Consider the following 17,983-nt stretch of genomic DNA (forward strand, 5'->3'; position numbering starts at 1 on the left):
CTGTCGGCCTGTCGGCCTGTCGGCTTCAAGACCCCGGGATGACTACAGCTGTAGTCATCCCGGGGTCGACTGTACTACGGCTGTAGTGCTGCGGGTAGTTTGACCCTCATGTCCGTACGCACCGCAGGCGCCTCCCGCGCCGACCTCGTCGCCGACGCCGCTCTCACCCTGCTCGCCGAGCGTGGGATGCGCGGCCTCACCCACCGTGCGGTCGACCAGGCGGCCGGGCTCCCCCAGGGCTCCACCTCGAACGTGGCACGCACCCGGCAGGCGCTGCTGGAGCTGGCGGTACGGCGGCTCGCCGAGCGGGAGGCGCGCGTCCTCGCACTCCACGAGATGCCGGACCCGCGGACCGGGACCGACTCGTTGCTGGACGCGATGGCGCTGGCCACCCACCGCGCCCTGACGCACCATCGCGAACTGACTCTCGCCCGCTACGAACTGGCCCTGGAAGCGACCCGCCGTCCCGAGCTGCGAGCCCACTTCGACGCGGCCGGCGCCCGGTTCCGCGAGCAGCTCACCGGCCTGGTCGTCGGGCTAGGTTCCACCTCCCCCGACCGCCACGCGCTGTCGCTGATCGCCTGGGCCGACGGGCTGATGTTCTCCTGCGTGGCCGGGTCCTTCAGCGCGCGTGTGCCGACCCTGGACGAGGTACGGGCGGACCTGCGGGAACTGCTGCACGGGATGCTCGCCGTCTGAAAACGTGTGGCATGGGGCGCCGCCCACCGGAAAGGATGCGCCCATGACAATCGAGCGCCGTGAACCCGCCACCACCGCCGACGAACGCACCATGCTGGAGGACTGGCTCGACTACCACCGCCAGACCCTCGCCCACAAGTGCGAGGGCCTGACCGACGAGCAGCTGCGCACCGCCTCGGTGCCGCCGTCCGACCTGTCCCTGATGGGGCTGGTGCGGCACATGGCGGAGGTGGAGCGCGGCTGGTACCGCAAGGTGCTCGCGGCGGACGACCCCGGCCCGATCTACTACAGCGAGGCCGACCCGGACGGCGATTTCCACCCCACCGAGGCGGACACCTGGCAGGAGGCTTACGCCACCTGGCAGGCCGAGATCGACATCGCCCGGCGCAACGCGGCCGACGTCTCACTGGACGATCTGGCCAAGGGCAGGCACCGCAGCGGCGAGCAGTTCAACCTGCGCTGGATCCACACCCACATGATCGAGGAGTACGCCCGTCACAACGGCCACGCCGATCTGATCCGCGAGCGTCTCGACGGCGCCACCGGCGACTGACGTCACCTCCGGCACGCCCGCGACCCCCCGAAAGGGGGCGGAGATCACCCGTGCGGGGGATCCTCCGCCAGTCCATCGTCCCCCGGACGGTCAAAGCCAGCAGAGTGGCGCGAGTGCATCGAAAGACGACCACTGCAACGCTTCTGGTGACCGTGGCGGTCACGGCTCTCGCGGGCTGTGTGACGGTCCAGCGTCCCCCTGTGGCCGGCCCGCCGGCAGGCGTGTCCCATCCGGCGGTGCCACACCTGGACGGCAGGGCACGGCCACAGGTCGTTCAGGCGCCGGCGCGCGAGGCCCTGGAAATGATCGCTCCGTCCCGGCCGACGGAGCCGCCCGCGTCCCCCTCGCACCGCGCCACCCCCACCGCACCCGCGCCCGCACCGGAACGGACCGCGCCGTCCGACGTCGGCGACCGGCGGGCCGTCCCCGCCCACCCGGCCGCCGGGAGGACCGCACCACCCAGAAGGCCCGCCCCCAATGCCTCCGAGGCCTCGGAGAAGGTGCGCCGCCACGTGCGGGAGCGGGCGGATGTCTGCGCGCTGGGCAGGAAGTACGGCCGTTGGCAGGCGGACAGCCCGCAGTCGGCCATCTGCGAGGAGGCGTACGGGCGTTGACCTGCTCGTCGCCACCCCCTACGGCCGACGGGGCACCGGACCGCCGGGCGCCCTAGAAGTGCCCCCTCGGCGGTCCCCACCCTCCGGTCTCCCCCTCCTCGCCCGCCGCACCCGCCTCGCCCAGGAGGAGTTCCATGTTCCGGATGGCGGCCCGGACCTTGTCGCCGTAGGGGTCGGCGGCGAGGGCACGGGCTGCTCCGCGGGCCCGGCTGAGGTGGGTGCGGGCAGCGTCGGGGTGGGCGAGACGGGCGTAGTCGGCGGCGAGGTTCAGATGCAGGGACGGGTAGAGGGCCCGCAGGGCGGGGGCGCCCTCGTACCCGGCGGGGTGGGCGTCGGCGACCTCTTCCGCCGCCGCCAACGCCCTCAGGTCCCAGGCCAGTTCGTCCCCGGGGTCGTCCTGGGTGTCGGCCAGGTAGTGGGCCAGTGTGCAGCGGTGCAGGGGGTCGCCGTGCTCGCCGAGCTCCGCCCACAGAACGAGGAAACGGTGCCGAGCCTCCACCCGGTCCCCCGCGTGGTGCAGCATCACACCCTGCCCGATCCGCGTCAGCACCGCGTCCGGCGCCGCCTGTCCCTGCCGCTCCGCCACCACGCCCTCCGCACCGCTCGCCGGCTGTCCCTGCCGACGCTACGGCAGGCAGGGACGATCCAGATCAAGCCGCTCCGCGACGCCCCGTGACACCTCGCCCCCGAAGGACGTCAGCCCAGGTTCGGGATGGTCCAGTCGATCGGCTCGTGGCCCTGCGCGGCCACCGCCTCGTTGATCTGCGTGAACGGACGGGATCCGAAGAACTTCTTCGCCGACAGCGGCGACGGGTGCGCCCCCTTGACCACCACATGCCGGCTCTCGTCGATCAGCGGCAGCTTCTTCTGCGCGTAGTTGCCCCACAGCACGAAGACCGCCGGATCGGGCCGGTCGGCCACCGCGCGGATGACCGCGTCGGTGAACCGCTCCCAGCCCCGCCCCTTGTGCGAGTTGGCTTCGCCGCCGCGCACCGTGAGCACCGCGTTGAGCAGCAGCACGCCCTGCTCGGCCCACGGCATCAGATAGCCGTTGTCCGGGACGGGCGTGCCCAGCTCGGCGTGCATCTCCTTGTAGATGTTCCGCAGCGACGGCGGGATCCGCACCCCGGGCCGCACCGAGAAGCACAGACCGTGTCCCTGGCCTTCGCCGTGGTAGGGGTCCTGACCGAGGATCAGGACCTTCACCTTGTCGTACGGCGTCGCGTCCAGTGCCGCGAAGACCTCCTCGCGGGGCGGGTGAACGGGACCCTTCGCCCGCTCCTCCTCGACGAACTCGGTCAGCTGCTCGAAGTAGGGCTGCTGCAGTTCGTCACCCAGAACCCCGCGCCAGGACTCGGGCAGCATGGCGATGTCGGTCACGTCAACGTCCTCACGATCGTGGTCACTTCCAGGCCTCGAAACCTACAGGTGACCACTGACAACCGCCTTCCCCGACCGTCCCCGGTCGGCCCTCGCGAGGACCACCGCCGACGGTTCCTACCAGCTGGTCTTGCGGGAGAGCTGCCACACCATCATGATCGTCGACGGATCCAGCGCCCGCTCGGCGCCCGAGATGTCGCGGCTCGCCGCCACGTACTGCCGGCCCTGCCACAGGGGCAGCAGCCGGGCGTCGTCCAGGAGGATCTGCTGGGCCTCCTCGAAGTCCTTCACGACGTTGCCCCGGTCGCTCTCCCGGCGGGACCGCGGCAGCAGCACGTTGCTGATCTCATTCGCCTCGTAGGGGGTGCCGAGCGCGTTCTGCTTGCCGACGAACGGGGCGATGAAGTTGTCGGCGTCCGGGAAGTCGGGGGACCAGCCGCGCCCGAAGACCGGATACTCGCCCTTCTGGTAGCCCGTGACGTACGTCTTCCAGGGACGGCTCTTGAGGGTGATCTCGAACAGCCCGGAGGCCTCCAGCTGGCGCTCCAGCTCCTTGAACTCCAGCTTGGTCTCGGAGCCGTAGCGGTCCGTGGTGTACCAGAAGGTGAGCGGCACCGGCTCGTTGATGCCCGCCTCGGCGAGGATCTTCCGGGCCTTGTCGACACTGGGCTCACCGTAGTCGTCGAAGAAGCCGGTGGTGTGGCCGGTGAGTCCCTTGGGGACCATCGAGTACAGCGGGTCGACGGTGTCCTTGTAGATCATGTGCGCGATCGCCCCGCGGTCGATGATCTGGGCGATCGCCTGGCGCACCGGTTTCTTGCCGGCCCACGGGTCCTTCGGGTTGAACACCAGGTAGTTGATGCTGTTCCCGGCGCCTTCCACCAGTTGGAGCTCCTCCTTCTTGGAAGCATGGCTCTGGAGTTCGACGACGTCGTCCGCGGCGAGACCGCGGTAGGTCAGGTCGATCTGCCCCTCGCGCAGCGACTTGACCATGGTGGCGGAGTCCTGGAAGTAGCGGACCGTCACCGCACTGTTCTTGAGGTCGGCGAAGCCCTTGTAGCGGTCGTTGCGGACGAGCCGGGCCTCCTTGCCCTCGTCGTACGACTGGAGGGTGTACGGCCCCGAGCCGACGATGCCGGACTGCTCGCGCAGGGCGTCGGCCGGGTAGGCGTCCGGGGCGACGATCGACATGGCCGGCGTGGCGAGCACGAACGGGAACGTCGCGTCGGGCTTGTTGAGGTGGAAGACCACTTCGCGGTCGCCCGATGCCTGCACCCGTTCGAGGCTGCCCAGCAGCCCGGCCGGGCCGCCGTTGACGTTGATCTTGCGGATCCGGTCGATGGAGTGCTTGACCGCCCTGGCGTCGAGGGCGCTGCCGTCGGAGAACTTCAGGCCCTCACGCAGTTCGCAGCGGAACACCTGGTGGGACTCGTCGGAGAATTCGCAGCTCTCGGCTGCGTCCGGCTGGGGCGTGCTCGCGCCGACGGGGTAGCTCAGCAATGTCTGGTAGACGTTGCGGAACAGTTCCCAGGAGTTGTCCCAGGAGGCTGCCGGGTCCAGCGTTCTGGGTGAGCTGGTGGTCCCCATGACGATCGGCCCTTGGTCGTCCGGGGTGTCGGACGCCAGCACACCGCATCCGGCCAAGGACGATATCGACGCGATGGACGCGAGAGCCGCCACCCCTCGCAGGCATCGATTCCGCTTGAACACGTGCACACTCCTCGATCTGCCGTCCCAAGAGTCGGCAGACGATACCGCGGTATTCCGCTCCGTGACCCTCCCTTGTACGCTCGTTGAGATCAACTCGTTGTAGACGATGTTGTCACTCTGCGTTGACTACGTTGTCATCGGTCCAGATGTCTTCGAAAACGCCGGTACGGGCGCCGTTTCGTCAACGAACGCCCGTACCGGAGTCCCTATGGCTCAGCCTCGTCGACTCAGCCCCGGAACCTGCCCCGCGGACCGTGCCGGCGACGCGGCCGACGCGGTCTCAGCCCACGCCGGCGTTCAGGAAGATGCCGCCGTCGACCACCAGCGTCTGGCCAGTGACCCAGTCCGCCTGGTCCGAGGTGAGGAACGCGGCGGCCCCGCCGATGTCGGAGGGCACGCCGAGCCGGCCCAGCGGGTAGGACGCGGCGGCCTCCTCCTCCCTGCCCTCGTACAGTGCCTGGGCGAACTTGGTCTTCACCACGGCCGGGGCGATCGCGTTGACCCGTACCCCGGGCGCGAACTCGTGGGCCAGCTGCGCGGTCAGGTTGATCAGTGCCGCCTTGCTGACGCCGTAGGCGGCGATGAAGGGCGAGGGCGCGATGCCCGCGACGGAGGCGATGTTGACGATCGCTCCGCCGTGGTCCTTCTGCCAGGCGTGCCAGGTGCGCTGGGCGAAGCCGAGCGCCGAGATCACGTTGGTCTCGAAGACCTTGCGCGCCACGTTCAGGTCGAGGTCGGCGATCGGCCCGAACACCGGGTTGGTGCCCGCGTTGTTGACGAGGTAGTCGATCCGGCCGAAGGCCTCCATCGTCCGCTCGACGGCGAGGGCCTGGTGCGCCTCGTCGTGCGCCTTGCCGGCCACGCCGATGACCCGGTCGGCGCCCAGCTGCTCGACTGCCTCCTTGAGGGTGTCCTCGTTGCGGCCGGTGATGCAGACGCGGTCGCCGCGTGCGACCAGCGCCTCGGCGACGCCGCGCCCGATGCCGCGGCTGGCGCCGGTGACCAGGGCGACCTTGCCCGAGAGTTCCACTGAAGTCATGTCCCGTATTCCCTAGTCGAGCGGTCCGCCGGCCACGTACAGCACCTGGCCCGAGACGAATCCGGCGGCCTCGCCGGTGAAGAAGGCGATGGCGTTGGCGATGTCCTCCGGCTCGCCGACGCGGGCGACCGGGATCTGGGTGGCGGCGGCGGCCTTGAAGTCGTCGAAGCCCATGCCGACGCGGTCGGCGGTGGCCTTGGTCATCTCGGTGGCGATGAAGCCGGGGGCGACGGCGTTGGCCGTCACACCGAACTTGCCGAGTTCCTTGGCGAGGGTCTTGGTGAATCCCTGCAGACCCGCCTTGGCGGCGGAGTAGTTGACCTGGCCGCGGTTGCCGAGCGCGGAGGAGGAGGACAGGTTGACGATGCGGCCGAAGCCGGCGTCCACCATGTGCTTCTGACAGGCCTTCGACATCAGGAAGGCGCCCCGCAGATGCACGTTCATGACGGTGTCCCAGTCGGCGACGCTCATCTTGAACAGCAGGTTGTCGCGCAGCACACCCGCGTTGTTGACCAGGATGGTCGGCGCGCCGAGTTCCCCGGCGATGCGCGCGACGGCGGCCTCGACCTGCGCCTCGTCCGAGACGTCGCAGCCGACCGCGAGAGCCTTGCCACCGGCGGCGGTGATCTTCTCGACGGTGTCCTTGCACGCGCCCTCGTCGAGGTCGATCACGGCGACCGCGTGGCCCTCGGCGGCCAGCCGTACGGCGGTGGCGGCGCCGATACCGCGCGCGGCACCGGTGACGACCGCGACCCGCTGCTGCTCAATGGTGGACATTGCTGCTTCTCCTCGCCCTTGGGATGCGGCTCCTGCGGCCCGCCCCGTCAGTGAGCGACCGCTTAGTACCTTCAGCAGACGTGACGCTAGAAGCCCTGGCACCCGGTGTCAACGGCACACCCTGCTGTGTGATCCATTCCCCGGGCCGCCACCTCCGAGCGGACCGCGCCCCGGTCGGCGCCGTCCCGCCCCTCGGGACCCCGCCCGGACCGGCCCGCGACCACGCCCGCGCCACCCGATCGGCCTACGGCTGCGCGCCCCGGCGCGGGGGCGTCCCGGGGCCTGTCCGGAGGGTCAGGTCGCAGGAAACCGGCGGCACCCATCAGCGCAGGTGAGCAAGGGCTGATGCGTCCAGCCGCACGGCGGAGGAGGGCGTCGGCGCGGGGCGCCGGTGAGTGACGACAACGCCGCAGACGAGCGTGCCTGCCACCGCGTCTGCGGGTTGATCCGCCGGACAGGCCCTAGCGTCGAAGCGCGAGCCACTCACGGCCGGAGCAACCACTCGCGGCCGGAAAGGAGGCGCTCCATGTGCCGTCGCACCGGTGCTCTCGGCATGCTGATCGCGCTCGCCGCGACCGTGCCGCCGGCCCACACCGCTCACGCACAGGATCTGAACTGCCGGGACTTCACCTACCAGGAGGAGGCGCAGGCCCTGTTCAACCTGGACCGGAGCGATCCCAACGGACTCGACGAGGAACAGGGCCCGGACGACGACATCGCCTGCGAGGCGCTTCCCCGCCGGGGCGCCCCCGTCACTTCCTCCACCAGCTCTCCCCGGCCCGCGCCCACCACCGCAACTCCCGTCGCGGCCCCCACCATCCCCGTGACACCCACGGCCCCCGCGGTGACACCTCCGGCTCCCACCGCTCCCGCCTCGGTCGCGCCCACGCGGGGTGTGGAGGGCGGGCTGGGCGGCTCGTCGGACACCGGGCCGAGCGACTGGGACATCGGAATCGGCCTGGCGTTCGCGGCGGGTGCCGCCGCCGCGGCCGGCTACGTGGTGAGGCGCCGTCGGCGCTGACCCCGGACCGGCCCTCACCACAAGGGTGTTGCCGGTTCAGCGCACGAGCAGGTCGAGCAGCCGCTCCACCTCGGCCGCCGGATCGGCGGTGAGCCCGGTGTGCACGGGCCCGGGCTGGACGACGGTGGAGCGGGGCGCGACCAGCCAGCGGAAGCGCCGCCCGGCGTCGTCCCCGGCGGCCTGGCCCGCCGCCTCCCCACCGGCGCACATCCCCTCGACGGCACGCAGCGCGGCCCGTACCCCGGCCAGGTCCACGTGCGGGTCGAGGGCCAGCAGCCGGGACGCGTCGAGATGGGTGCGTGCCCCGACGAACGCCTCGTGGCGGCAGTACACGAGTACCCCCGCGTTGACGCACTCGCCGCGCTCGACGCGCGGTACGACCCGCAGCAGCGCGTACTCGAAGACGTGCCGGTCGCTCACTCGTCCCCCCCTAGGCCGTGGACGCGCTGGTGGACGGTGGCCGCGCGGGCGAGCAGGGGCCGTGCGTAGGCCCGCCGGAGCTCGTCCGGGGTGTCGAATCCCGGCTCGTCCACCAGCCATGCGTCGGGAATCTGTGCGGTGACCTCGCCGAGCAGGTCCTCGGTGACGCGGGGCGCGAGGTCCGCCGCCGCGGCGGCCACATCGGGCGCGAACGTCTTCAGGGCGTGGTCGGAGGCGTCGTAGGGACGGGCGGCGGACGCTTCGACGCCGGGCCAGTTGTGGTGCCAGATCATGGTGGCGCCGTGGTCGATCAGCCAGAGCTCGCCGTGCCGGCGCAGCAGGTTGGGGTTGCGCCAGGACCGGTCGACGTTGTTCACCAGCGCGTCGAACCAGACGACCCGCCCGGCCTCCTCGGGGCTCACCTCGAAGGCGAGCGGGTCGAAACCGAGCGCGCCGGAGAGGAAGTCCATGCCCAGATTGGTGCCCCCGCTGGACTTGAGCAGGTCCTGAACCTGTTCGTCGGGCTCACCCAGCCCCAGCACCGGGTCGAGCTCGACCGTCACCAGGCGCGGCACCCGGAACCCCAGCCGACGGGCGAGTTCCCCGCAGACGACCTCCGCGACCAGGGTCTTGCGCCCCTGACCCGCACCGGTGAATTTGAGGACGTAGGTGCCGAGGTCGTCGGCCTCGACCAGTCCCGGCAGCGAGCCGCCCTCGCGCAGCGGCGTGATGTAGCGGGTGGCGGTGACCCCGGTCAGCGTCTTCCCCACCTGACCAGGTGGAGCCGGGGCGTTTTGACCGGCGTGCCGGTCCCGCTGCCCTCCGAGCATCCCGTCAATGGTGGCGCGCCCCTCGCTTGTGGTCTCCGGCATGGAGTGAGCATAGTAACCGAGCGTGACAGCCGGCGCGGGGGGCGCTCGTCTCCGTGCGGCAGTACGGCGGTACGGCGGTACACCGCGTCACGCCGACAGCGAAACGACAGCTGTGCCTTACGCCCCTCCGACCGGGCGCGGGTCAAGCTCTCTGCACGGCCTGAACGACGTGGGCCCGCTGACCGTACCTCCTGCCAGATCACGCAACCTCCCCGGAAGGGACACACCCGCATGACCAGCGCATCGCATCAGCTCGCATCGGGACCGGCCCGTCGTACCGTCGTGGCGGCGGCCGGAGCGGCGGGCCTCGCCGCCGCGCTGACCGCCTGCGGAGGCTCCGACGACGCCTCCGGCTCGTCCGCGGACTCCGGCGCGTCCAGCGGCCCGCAGGACAACAACGACGCGAGCAGCGGAGGTTCGGGCAGCGGCGACAACGCGGCCGGGGCCGAGCTCGCCGCGGTCGCCGACATCCCCGAGGGCGGCGGGAAGGTCTTCCCCGACAGCAAGGTGGTGGTGACCCAGCCGACGGCGGGCGAGTTCAAGGCGTTCTCGGCGACCTGCACCCACCAGGGGTGTGCGGTGAAGAGCGTCGCCGACGGAGTCATCAACTGCCCTTGTCACAACAGTAATTTCTCGATCACCGACGGCAGTGTGCAGGGCGGTCCGGCGACCGCGCCGCTGCCGCCCGTGGAGATCACCGTCAGCGGGGACTCGATCAGGCTCGCGTGAGCCCGGTTTCCTGTGAGAAAAGAGGGACCGCATGACCGCCACGCAGCGCCGGGGCCGGAAGATCATGATGACGCCGGGCGAACTGGACGACTTCCTCACCGTTCAGCGCACCTGTCGGGTCGCCACGGTGTCGGCCGACGGCGCGCCGCATGTGAGCACGCTCTGGTTCGCCTGGGACGGCACCTCGCTGTGGCTGTACTCCGTGGTGCGCTCCAAGCGCTGGGCCGACCTGCGCCGGGACCCGCGGGTGGCGATCGTGGTGGACACCGGCGAGGAGTACGACGAACTGCGCGGTGCGGAGCTGGCCGGGCGGATGGAGTTCGTGGGCGAGATACCGCGCACCGGCGAACTCCGCGCCGAACTCGACGTCCCCGAGACCCTGTTCGCGCGCAAGAACTTCGGCCTGGACGAGATGCCGCACGACGGCCGGCACGCCTGGATGCGGCTGACCCCGGAGAAGATCGTGTCCTGGGACTTCCGCAAGCTGGGCGCTCGCTAGGCGGGTCGGCCTGAGGGGTCGTCCGCACGAGAGGTCCTATGCGTACGTCCTGGACTCCGGGGTGTCCGGTCCGATCGCCGCGGTGATCGCCTTGCTCAGGGGGCCGATCTCGTCCCCCGTGAGCGTCGACACGGTGATGCGGATGCCCGGCGGTGCGCTCATCCGGAAGCGTGCGCCGGGGGCCACCGCCCAGCCCGCGTGCAGCAGCCGTGCGACGGTGCCGGTCTCGTCCGGCACCGGCACCCACACGTTCATACCGCTGCGCCCGTGCGCCGTGACCCCCTGCCGGGCCAACGCCCCGATCAGGGCGTCCCGGCGCCGCCCGTACTCCGCCGCCACCGCGCCCGGGTCCACCGCCCCGTCGGTCCACAGCCGGAGCACCGCGCGTTGGACGGTGCGGCTGACCCAGCCCGGCCCGAGCCGCTGCCGCCCACGCACCCGGTCGAGGGTGACCGAGTCCCCGGTGAGCACGGCGAGCCGTAGGTCGGGGCCGTACGCCTTGGCCGCCGAACGCACGAAGGCCCAGCTGCGGGTGGGGCCCGCGAGGGGGTGCAGGGGCAGGTCGACGATGTGGTGCCCGTGGTCGTCCTCGATCAGCAGCGTCTCCGGGTGGTCCGCGAGCACCGCCCGCAGGGCACGCGTGCGCGTTGCGCTCAGTGCGGCCCCGGTCGGGTTCTGCGCCCGGTCCGTCACGATCAGCGCACGTGCCCCGCCCGCCAGCGCACGTCGTACGTCATCGGGGAGCGGCCCCTCGTCGTCGACACCGACCGGGACGGTCCGCAGCCCGAGCGCCGGGACGAGGTCCAGCACGCTTCCCCATCCCGGGTCCTCCACGGCGACCGCGTCCCCCTGTTTGAGGTGGGCCGCGAGCACCCGCTCCACGGCGTCCAGGGCACTGGAGGCGACGGCGACGGGGCCGTCGGGAACGCCGTCGGCGTCCAGCCAGGCGCGTGCGTGCCGCGCCAGTCCGGGCTCCACGGGAGCGTGCCCGTAGAGCACCGGTTCCCGGTCCCCCTGCCCGGCCGCGGCCGCGAACGCCTCGGCCAGCGGGGGCAGCAGCGCGGGATCCGGGTTTCCGTCGGACACGTCCCGTACGCCCGGCGGGACCTCCACCCGGACGAAGTCGCGCGCCGTCGTGGCCGGTCTGGGCCGCACCCGGCTCCCCCGTCGGCCCGCGGTCTCGATCACCCCGCGCTCGCGCAGGGTCCGGTACGCGGACGCGACGGTATTGGGATTCACACCGAGCCGTTCCGCCAACTCCCGCATGGAGGGCAGAAGTTCACCCGGCCTGAGATCTCCTTCACCCACCGCCCGCTCAATGCTCGCCGAAATCTCCGCTGCGCGCCGCCCACTGATCCGATATTCTCCTAGCACAAAGCCGATTATGCACTAGTGCAATGGAGAACGCCATGCAGGGGACCCGGCCGCCGCAGCAGCAGCCCGCCACCAGCTATCCGCCCACCGAGCGCACCGTCCCCACCCGCTCTCCCCACCGCGCCGCGTACGACAAGGAGCTGGTGCACGCGATACTCGACGAGGGGTACGTCTGCCACCTCGGTTTCGTCCGCGACGGCGCGCCGGTGGTGCTGCCCACGCTGTATGCCCGGGTCGGCGAGCGTCTCTACGTGCACGGTTCGACGGGCTCGCGCCCGCTGCGCGCGGCGGGCGGGGCCGAGTCCGGCCTCCCGGTCTGTCTGACCGTCACCCATGTGGACGGGCTGGTGCTGGCCCGCTCCGCCTTCCACCACTCGCTCAACTACCGCTCCGTGGTGGTGCACGGTCTCGCGCACGACGTGACCGACCCCGAGGAGAAGCGGCAGTCGCTGGGCGCCCTGGTCGATCAGGTCGTCCCCGGCCGCGCCGCCGACTCCCGCCCGGCCAGCAAGAAGGAGCTGGCCGCCACCGCGGTGATCCGTCTCGACCTGACCGAGGTCTCCGCCAAGCTCCGCACCGGCGGCGTCAACGACGAGCCCGAGGACCTCGCTCTCCCCCACTGGGCGGGCGTCGTCCCCCTGAGCCGCGGTTACGGCACCCCGCTCGCCGACCCCGGTCTGGCCCCCGACACGGAGCTGCCGGAGTACCTGGCGGTCCTGTGACCCGGCCCCGCCCTGCGACCGCGCCGCATGGGGACCAGGGCCCCCGCCGTCACGCCGGTACCGCGTCGCCCTCCGCCCTGCGGGCCCGCGCGAGCCGTGCCTCGCCCACCGCGAGCCCCGCGACCGCGCCCAGCATCAGCAGGGTGCCGACCAGCGTGGCCGAGGTGAGCCGCTCCCCGAGCAGGGCGACGGCGAGCACCGCCGCGCTCACCGGCTCCAACAGCATGATCACGGAGACGGTGGCCGACCGTACGACGGCCGCGCCCGCGAAGTACAGGCCGTAGGCGAGAGCGGTCGGGACCGCTGCGACGTACGCCACGAGGCACAGCAGGAGACCGGGGTCGCCCGTGTGCGGGACCAGCCCTTCGACCGCGGCGAACGGCAGCAGCAGCACACTCGTGACGGCGAACGCCCCGACCGTCGTGCCGGAGGCGTCCAGCCCGCCGTCCCGCCCCCACCAGCGGGTGAGCAGCGTCATCGCCGAGTAGCCCGCCGCGGCCAGGAGCGCGAGCAGCACGCCCCACAGGTCCACGACCGCCTCCCCGCCGCCGAGGACGAGGACGACGAGTCCGGCGAGCGCCCCGGCGACGGCGGCGCCCCCGCCCCGGCCGAGCCGCTCCCCCAGGAGCAACCGTGCGCCGAGCGCCATCAGAACGGGTCCCGCGCCGAGGGTGACGACGGTGGCCACGGCTAGTCCGGTGGCGGCGACGGCGGCGAAGTAGGCCGTCTGGAACACGCCGAGCGCGACCCCGGTGGCCACGGCCCGCCACACCCTGCGGCCCAGGGGCTCGGGCACGGTCCGGGTGCGCGGGAGCAGCGCCCGGGCCCCGAGCAGCAGGACGAGTCCGGCCGCACAGCGCCAGAAGGAGAGGGCGACCGGGCCCATGTCACTGGCCCGGTAGACCAGCGACGCGGCAGCGCCGGCGGTGCCCCAGGCGACACCGGCGACGATCAGATAGAGCAGGCCTCGCCCGACGGGCAGGCCGGATACGGCGTTCGACACGTGTTCTCTCCGCAGGTGCACACAGATACGCGCGGGTACGCACCACTCACGGCGGTGCGCGCGCTGCGCGAAGGGAAGGTGGGAAGTCCCGGATCAGGACCGGGTCGAGCCGGCCCGACGGGGTCCGCGGACTGCGTCTGCGGGCAGCACCGCAAGGCCCGGCGGCGCGCCGGGCGAAGGGAGCTGTGGACCCGCCTCAGGCGGCGGGAGGCGGAAGAACGAGTGCGCGCGCATGCATGATCAGCACCTTAGGCGGCAGTTCCGGGCGTGGACAACTCCCTTTCGGGCCCTCCGCTCGCCACCGGCCCCTCGGAGTTCCTGGCCGGCGCGGAGGACTGGGCGATGAACGCGCCCGCCAGCACCACCGCACCGCCCACGAGCTGCGGCGCCGACAGGTGCTCGCCGAGGAGCACCCAGGCCAGCACGGTGGCGATGACCGCTTCGAGGCAGGCCACGACCCCCGCGACCTGCGGCGAGAGCCGCCGCACCGAGAGCACTCCGGTGCCGTACGCGACGACCGTGGCGACGAGGACGATCCAGGCCAGCAGCACGAAGGCCGCGACCGGGGTGCCGTCCATGCTCGCGTTGCCGCCGAGCACCGACCAGTCCATGGACCACGGACGAGCGACGAGGGTGAGTACGCCGGCGCCGACGAGCAGACCGTAGGCGATCACCCCGAGCGGGTCCGGCGCCCGGTCGCCGTGGTCGCTGCCCTGGTCCGACAGGACGAAGTACCCGACCTGACAGCAGGCGGCGCCGAGCGCGAGTGCCAGTCCGAGGACGTCGAAGCCGAGACCCGACCACACCTCCACGACGCAGGCCAGCCCGCCCACCGCCAGGACCACACCGACCGCCGCCGCCCGGGTCACCGGCCGCCGCTGGACGAACCGCACCCAGCCGAGGACGAGCGCGGGCGCCAGATACTCGACGAGCAGTGCGACGCCGACGGGGATACGGGAGATGGCCGCGAAGTAGCAGGCCTGGACGCCGGCGACGGCGAACAGTCCGAACCCCGCGAGCAGCGCCGGATGGCTGCGCAGCAGCCCTCGGTGGCGCACCGCCAGCGGCAGCAGGACCAGGGCCGCGCCCGTCACCCGCAGCCAGACCACGTGCAGCGGGTCCAGTCCCGCCTCGATCAGCGGCTTGGCGGCGACACCGGACCCGCCGAAGGCCACCGCGGACAACAGCGCGAGGCCGAGCCCCACGCCCTTCCCACGGGTGCCCCGGGTGTTCCGGGTGCTGACAGAGGTAGACACTGGCACATGATGTCAGGCGTCGACAGGAGCGTCACCCCCATGGCTCCTGTCTCACTTACTGGACGGTGGCTCCCCCTTCGTTTTCAGTGAGCCGGGTCGCCGGTCCACGCCTCGAGCCGGGCGAGCAGGGCGCGGGAGTCGATTCCGGCGTGCTCGAGCACCTCGACGGCACGGGCCTGCGGGTCCACGATGATCGCCGCGAGCAGGTCCGCACCACACGGCGTCCCGTCCCGGTGTGCCGCGCGTTCGCGGGCGTACGCCATGCCGGCCGCGGCGAGCGGCGAGAAACCGGCGGCCTCCGCCATCACCGGGACAGCACCGGAGCCCTCGACGGCGCTCTGCCAGCGCAGGCCGTAGCCGATGCTGCGCTGGACCAGATAGCCGAGCAGCCGGGCGGTCTGCGGGCCCTCGCCGAAGACCGCGCGCACCTCGGCATCGGACTCCAGCAGCGAGTGCAGCAGATGGGCGGTGTCGATCTGACGGTCCGCGTCCCTGAGCGCCCTGCGACGGGCACCGGTGACCACCGCCGCCAGCTCCGCTCCGAGTCCGGCGCCGTGGTCCGCGTGGCGAACACCCTGCTCCTGGGTCTCGTGGGCCGGCTGCCGGGGGATACGGAATTGCACATCCTCCACCCCATCAGCCCCGCAGGTCCGGGGCGTCCCCGGCGGGAAGCATCTTCCTGTCCCACGGGAAGTGGACACACCGGGCCCGACTCTCCTCCTTGAGGAGGAGAATCAGGCAGCTCTCCTCAGGTTTCCTCAGGTTTCCTCAAGCCGCGCGTCCGCCCTCAGTCGTCGTCGGCGAGGATCAGGTACAGCTTCTTGCGGGCTTCGTTGATGACGGTGAGCGCCTTCTCCCGCTGCTCCTTGCTGCCGGTCTTCCAGACCTGCCCGAAGGCCTCCATCAGACCGAACCCGGCCTGCCGGATCTCGCTCAGCGCCTCCCAGTCGACCCCGCGCGAGGCCTCTTCCCACGGCGCCTCGGGGCCCTCCTCGGCCGCCGTGCGACCGGTGTCGGTGAGCGCGAACAGCTTCTTGCCGCCCTCGGACTCGCTGATGATCAGACCCTCGTCCTCCAGCAGCTGCAGGTTGGGGTACACCGAGCCGGGACTGGGCTTCCACGCCCCGCCGCTGCGCTCGGCGATCTCCTGGATCATCTCGTAGCCGTGCATCGGGCGATCCTTCAGCAGGGCGAGGATCGAGGCCCGCACGTCACCGCGCCGCGCCCTTCCCCTCGGCCCGCCACGCCCTCGGCCACCGCCCCAGGGGCCGTGCCCGAAACCCGGGCCGAAACCGGGGCCACCGTGACCACCGGGCCCCGAGGGACCGAAGGGCCCGAACGCGGCCCGCAGCCGGTCGAAGTCGCTCCGGCCGCCCCGCGGGCCGCCCGGGCCGCGCTCGCAACCATGGGTACGCATCGCAACCACTCTCCATTCCATCGTTGATCTGTCGCGATATCTCAACGATATATCGGTGACTCTCGCCGGGCAACCCCTCGGCTGCCCGTTACCGGGCAGAGGGATCCCTGCGGCCGGCCCAACGCGCCTGCGTTGTCCTTGGCCTGCGGCTTTGCTCAGCCCGTACCGTCAGGGCATGCGCATTCGAATCGTCGACGCCTTCACCGACCGGCCCTTCTCCGGCAATCCCGCCGGGGTCCTGCTCCTGGACACGGAGGCGTTCCCGGACGACACCTGGCTCCAGAACGTCGCCCTGGAGGTCAACCACGCCGAAACCGCCTTCGCGCACCCGCTGCCCGCGGGCGGCACGGCCGACTGGGCGCTGCGCTGGTTCACCCCGGCCACCGAGGTCGCGATGTGCGGCCACGCGACCCTGGCCACCGCGCACGTCCTGCACACCACCGGCGCCCACCAGGGCCCCGTCCGGTTCGCCACCCTCAGTGGTGTCCTCGTCGCGACGCCGGCCGAGGACGGCTCCGTGACCCTCGACTTCCCCACGGCGCCGCTCACCCGGCTCGACATTCCCGAGGGGGTCGCCGACGCACTGGGCACCGAACCGCTCACGGCCTTCGACACCGGCCCGAACATCGGAGACCTGCTGGTCGAGGTCGCCGACGAGCGGACCGTCCACGCCCTGCGGCCCGATCTGAAGGCCCTCGGCACCCACTCCGAGCGCGGCGTCATCGCCACCGCCCGCGCAGCGGACCCGTCCGGGGACTACGACTTCGTCTCCCGCTGCTTCTTCCCGAACGTCGGCATCGACGAGGACCCCGTCACCGGCAGCGCCCACACCGCGCTGGCCCCCTACTGGTCCGAGCGTCTCGGGCGGCCCCGCCTCACCGGCCTCCAGGCCTCATCCCGCTCCGGCCGCGTCCGTACGGAGCTGTGCGGCGAGCGCACCTTGCTGGGCGGACGGGCGGTGACGGTCATCGAGGGCGAGCTCCTGGCCTGACCGGGCGCCGGCACGGCGAAGGGGCGTACCGGCCGTGCCGGTACGCCCCTTCCCGGTCTCCGGGTCGTTCAGGCCGTGGGCAGCCAGCCCACCTTGCCCGCGAGCAGCGCGTACCCCACGAACGCGCCGATGTCGAGCAGCGTGTGCGCGACCACCAGGGGTCCCACCCGGCCCCAGCGGCGGTAGAGGAACACGAACACCACGCCCATGACCATATTGCCGATGAAACCGCCGATGCCCTGGTAGAGGTGGTACGAACCGCGCAGCACCGAACTCGCCGCCATCGCGGCGCCCGGTGTCCAGCCCAACTGCTCGAGCCGGCGCAGCAGGTACGCGAGGACGATGACCTCCTCGAGAATCGAGTTCTGCAGTGCCGAGAGGATCAGCACGGGGAACTTCCACCACACCTCGGGCAGCGCCTCGGGCACCACGGTGAGGTTGAAGCCGAGCTCACGCGCGGCCAGGTAGAAGGCGATGCCGCTGCTGCCGATGACCGTCGCGACCGCCGCCCCGCGGCCGAGGTCGGACCAGGGCCGGGTGCGGTCGAACCCGAGGACGCGCAGTCCCGCGCCTTCGCGCAGCAGGAAGTGGGCGACGAGCGCGACGGGAACGAGCGCGGTGGTGATCCCGAAGAGCTGCCAGGCCAGGTCGAGCCAGGGACGGCCCGGCGCGGCCGAGGCGTTGAGGGTGGCCGCCTGGTCCTTCAGACCGCCCGGCCGGGTGGCCGAACCGATGAAACTGATCAGCGCGGACACTCCGCTCGCGCCGAGCGACACCGCGAGCACGAGCAGCGTCTCGTTGCGGAGCATCGTCCGCGTGAGCCGCCGCTGAGGATACTCATCGGCCCGCGGGCCCGCCTCCGCCTGCACAGCTGCCTCCCCATCACCGATCCGTCCGATCAGTATGA

21 protein-coding genes are annotated in these 17,983 nt (G+C 71.8%); 8 read left to right on the forward strand and 13 right to left on the reverse strand.

Going from position 1 to position 17,983, the window contains the following annotated elements; translation table 11 throughout:
* Positions 1–108: 108 nt before the first annotated feature.
* The 3 genes from ACVW19_RS01725 (at position 109) to ACVW19_RS01735 (ending at position 1,866) form a co-directional block, all read left to right on the forward strand.
* Positions 109–699 (forward strand): TetR/AcrR family transcriptional regulator, encoded by a 591-nt coding sequence (locus ACVW19_RS01725; RefSeq protein ID WP_457455894.1) that lies wholly within the window; start codon positions 109–111, stop codon positions 697–699.
* A 43-nt stretch (positions 700–742) separates the two neighbouring features.
* The gene (locus ACVW19_RS01730) at positions 743–1,252 is read left to right on the forward strand and encodes a DinB family protein (protein WP_457455895.1); all 510 of its coding nucleotides are present in this window, start codon (positions 743–745) and stop codon (positions 1,250–1,252) included.
* Between the two features lie 236 nt (positions 1,253–1,488).
* Positions 1,489–1,866, forward strand: a complete 378-nt coding sequence (locus tag ACVW19_RS01735) for a hypothetical protein (RefSeq protein ID WP_457455896.1) — start codon at positions 1,489–1,491, stop codon at positions 1,864–1,866.
* A gap of 52 nt (positions 1,867–1,918) precedes the next feature.
* Here ACVW19_RS01735 and ACVW19_RS01740 read toward each other — a convergent pair whose 3' ends face one another.
* The 5 genes from ACVW19_RS01740 to fabG form a co-directional block, all read right to left on the reverse strand.
* Positions 1,919–2,452 carry a hypothetical protein gene (locus tag ACVW19_RS01740; RefSeq protein WP_457455897.1) on the reverse strand — a complete coding sequence of 178 codons (534 nt, stop codon included), beginning with the start codon at positions 2,450–2,452 and terminating at the stop codon, positions 1,919–1,921.
* Between the two features lie 110 nt (positions 2,453–2,562).
* On the reverse strand, positions 2,563–3,246 hold the full coding sequence (locus ACVW19_RS01745; RefSeq protein ID WP_202281407.1) for a uracil-DNA glycosylase: 684 nt from the start codon (positions 3,244–3,246) through the stop codon (positions 2,563–2,565).
* A gap of 117 nt (positions 3,247–3,363) precedes the next feature.
* Complete coding sequence (locus ACVW19_RS01750) at positions 3,364–4,956, reverse strand: ABC transporter substrate-binding protein (RefSeq protein WP_457455900.1); 1,593 nt, start codon at positions 4,954–4,956, stop codon at positions 3,364–3,366.
* Positions 4,957–5,236: 280 nt separating this feature from the next.
* On the reverse strand, positions 5,237–5,995 hold the full coding sequence (locus ACVW19_RS01755; RefSeq protein ID WP_457455902.1) for an SDR family oxidoreductase: 759 nt from the start codon (positions 5,993–5,995) through the stop codon (positions 5,237–5,239).
* Between the two features lie 12 nt (positions 5,996–6,007).
* Positions 6,008–6,772, reverse strand: coding sequence for a 3-oxoacyl-ACP reductase FabG (gene fabG / locus ACVW19_RS01760; RefSeq protein ID WP_457455904.1), 765 nt, complete (start codon positions 6,770–6,772; stop codon positions 6,008–6,010).
* A 526-nt stretch (positions 6,773–7,298) separates the two neighbouring features.
* On the opposite strand from fabG, the gene ACVW19_RS01765 reads away from it, so the two are divergent.
* Entirely contained in the window at positions 7,299–7,793 is a 495-nt protein-coding gene (locus ACVW19_RS01765) for an excalibur calcium-binding protein (RefSeq protein ID WP_457455906.1), read from the forward strand.
* A 36-nt stretch (positions 7,794–7,829) separates the two neighbouring features.
* On the opposite strand, the gene ACVW19_RS01770 is transcribed toward ACVW19_RS01765, so the two are convergent.
* Together ACVW19_RS01770 and ACVW19_RS01775 are read right to left on the reverse strand one after the other, a co-directional pair.
* Positions 7,830–8,213, reverse strand: coding sequence for a DUF3037 domain-containing protein (locus ACVW19_RS01770; protein WP_457455908.1), 384 nt, complete (start codon positions 8,211–8,213; stop codon positions 7,830–7,832).
* Positions 8,210–9,085, reverse strand: coding sequence for a HipA family kinase (locus tag ACVW19_RS01775; RefSeq protein ID WP_457455910.1), 876 nt, complete (start codon positions 9,083–9,085; stop codon positions 8,210–8,212). The genes ACVW19_RS01770 and ACVW19_RS01775 overlap by 4 nt, the downstream gene beginning before the upstream one ends.
* 231 nt (positions 9,086–9,316) lie before the next feature.
* Between ACVW19_RS01775 and ACVW19_RS01780 the strand changes: the two genes are divergently transcribed.
* Together ACVW19_RS01780 and ACVW19_RS01785 are read left to right on the forward strand one after the other, a co-directional pair.
* Entirely contained in the window at positions 9,317–9,814 is a 498-nt protein-coding gene (locus ACVW19_RS01780; RefSeq protein WP_457455912.1) for a Rieske (2Fe-2S) protein, read from the forward strand.
* A gap of 31 nt (positions 9,815–9,845) precedes the next feature.
* Positions 9,846–10,313, forward strand: a complete 468-nt coding sequence (locus ACVW19_RS01785) for a pyridoxamine 5'-phosphate oxidase family protein (RefSeq protein WP_457455913.1) — start codon at positions 9,846–9,848, stop codon at positions 10,311–10,313.
* Positions 10,314–10,349: 36 nt separating this feature from the next.
* Here ACVW19_RS01785 and ACVW19_RS01790 read toward each other — a convergent pair whose 3' ends face one another.
* Entirely contained in the window at positions 10,350–11,687 is a 1,338-nt protein-coding gene (locus ACVW19_RS01790; protein ID WP_457455915.1) for an aminotransferase class I/II-fold pyridoxal phosphate-dependent enzyme, read from the reverse strand.
* 35 nt (positions 11,688–11,722) lie between these two features.
* Between ACVW19_RS01790 and ACVW19_RS01795 the strand changes: the two genes are divergently transcribed.
* On the forward strand, positions 11,723–12,409 hold the full coding sequence (locus ACVW19_RS01795; RefSeq protein WP_457456051.1) for a pyridoxamine 5'-phosphate oxidase family protein: 687 nt from the start codon (positions 11,723–11,725) through the stop codon (positions 12,407–12,409).
* Between the two features lie 49 nt (positions 12,410–12,458).
* On the opposite strand, the gene ACVW19_RS01800 is transcribed toward ACVW19_RS01795, so the two are convergent.
* The 4 genes from ACVW19_RS01800 to ACVW19_RS01815 form a co-directional block, all read right to left on the reverse strand.
* Entirely contained in the window at positions 12,459–13,412 is a 954-nt protein-coding gene (locus tag ACVW19_RS01800; protein ID WP_457455916.1) for a DMT family transporter, read from the reverse strand.
* Between the two features lie 248 nt (positions 13,413–13,660).
* On the reverse strand, positions 13,661–14,674 hold the full coding sequence (locus ACVW19_RS01805; protein ID WP_457455918.1) for an EamA family transporter: 1,014 nt from the start codon (positions 14,672–14,674) through the stop codon (positions 13,661–13,663).
* 77 nt (positions 14,675–14,751) lie between these two features.
* Positions 14,752–15,291 carry a Clp protease N-terminal domain-containing protein gene (locus ACVW19_RS01810; protein WP_457455920.1) on the reverse strand — a complete coding sequence of 180 codons (540 nt, stop codon included), beginning with the start codon at positions 15,289–15,291 and terminating at the stop codon, positions 14,752–14,754.
* A 164-nt stretch (positions 15,292–15,455) separates the two neighbouring features.
* Positions 15,456–16,085, reverse strand: a complete 630-nt coding sequence (locus ACVW19_RS01815) for a PadR family transcriptional regulator (RefSeq protein ID WP_457455922.1) — start codon at positions 16,083–16,085, stop codon at positions 15,456–15,458.
* A 175-nt stretch (positions 16,086–16,260) separates the two neighbouring features.
* Here ACVW19_RS01815 and ACVW19_RS01820 point away from each other — a divergent pair, with 175 nt between their 5' ends.
* Positions 16,261–17,076: a PhzF family phenazine biosynthesis protein gene (locus ACVW19_RS01820; protein WP_457455924.1), complete on the forward strand. Its 816-nt coding sequence runs from the start codon at positions 16,261–16,263 to the stop codon at positions 17,074–17,076.
* A gap of 68 nt (positions 17,077–17,144) precedes the next feature.
* Here ACVW19_RS01820 and ACVW19_RS01825 read toward each other — a convergent pair whose 3' ends face one another.
* Positions 17,145–17,945 carry a CPBP family intramembrane glutamic endopeptidase gene (locus tag ACVW19_RS01825; protein WP_457455926.1) on the reverse strand — a complete coding sequence of 267 codons (801 nt, stop codon included), beginning with the start codon at positions 17,943–17,945 and terminating at the stop codon, positions 17,145–17,147.
* Positions 17,946–17,983: the final 38 nt, after the last annotated feature.

The organism is Streptomyces sp. TE5632, from assembly GCF_054061295.1.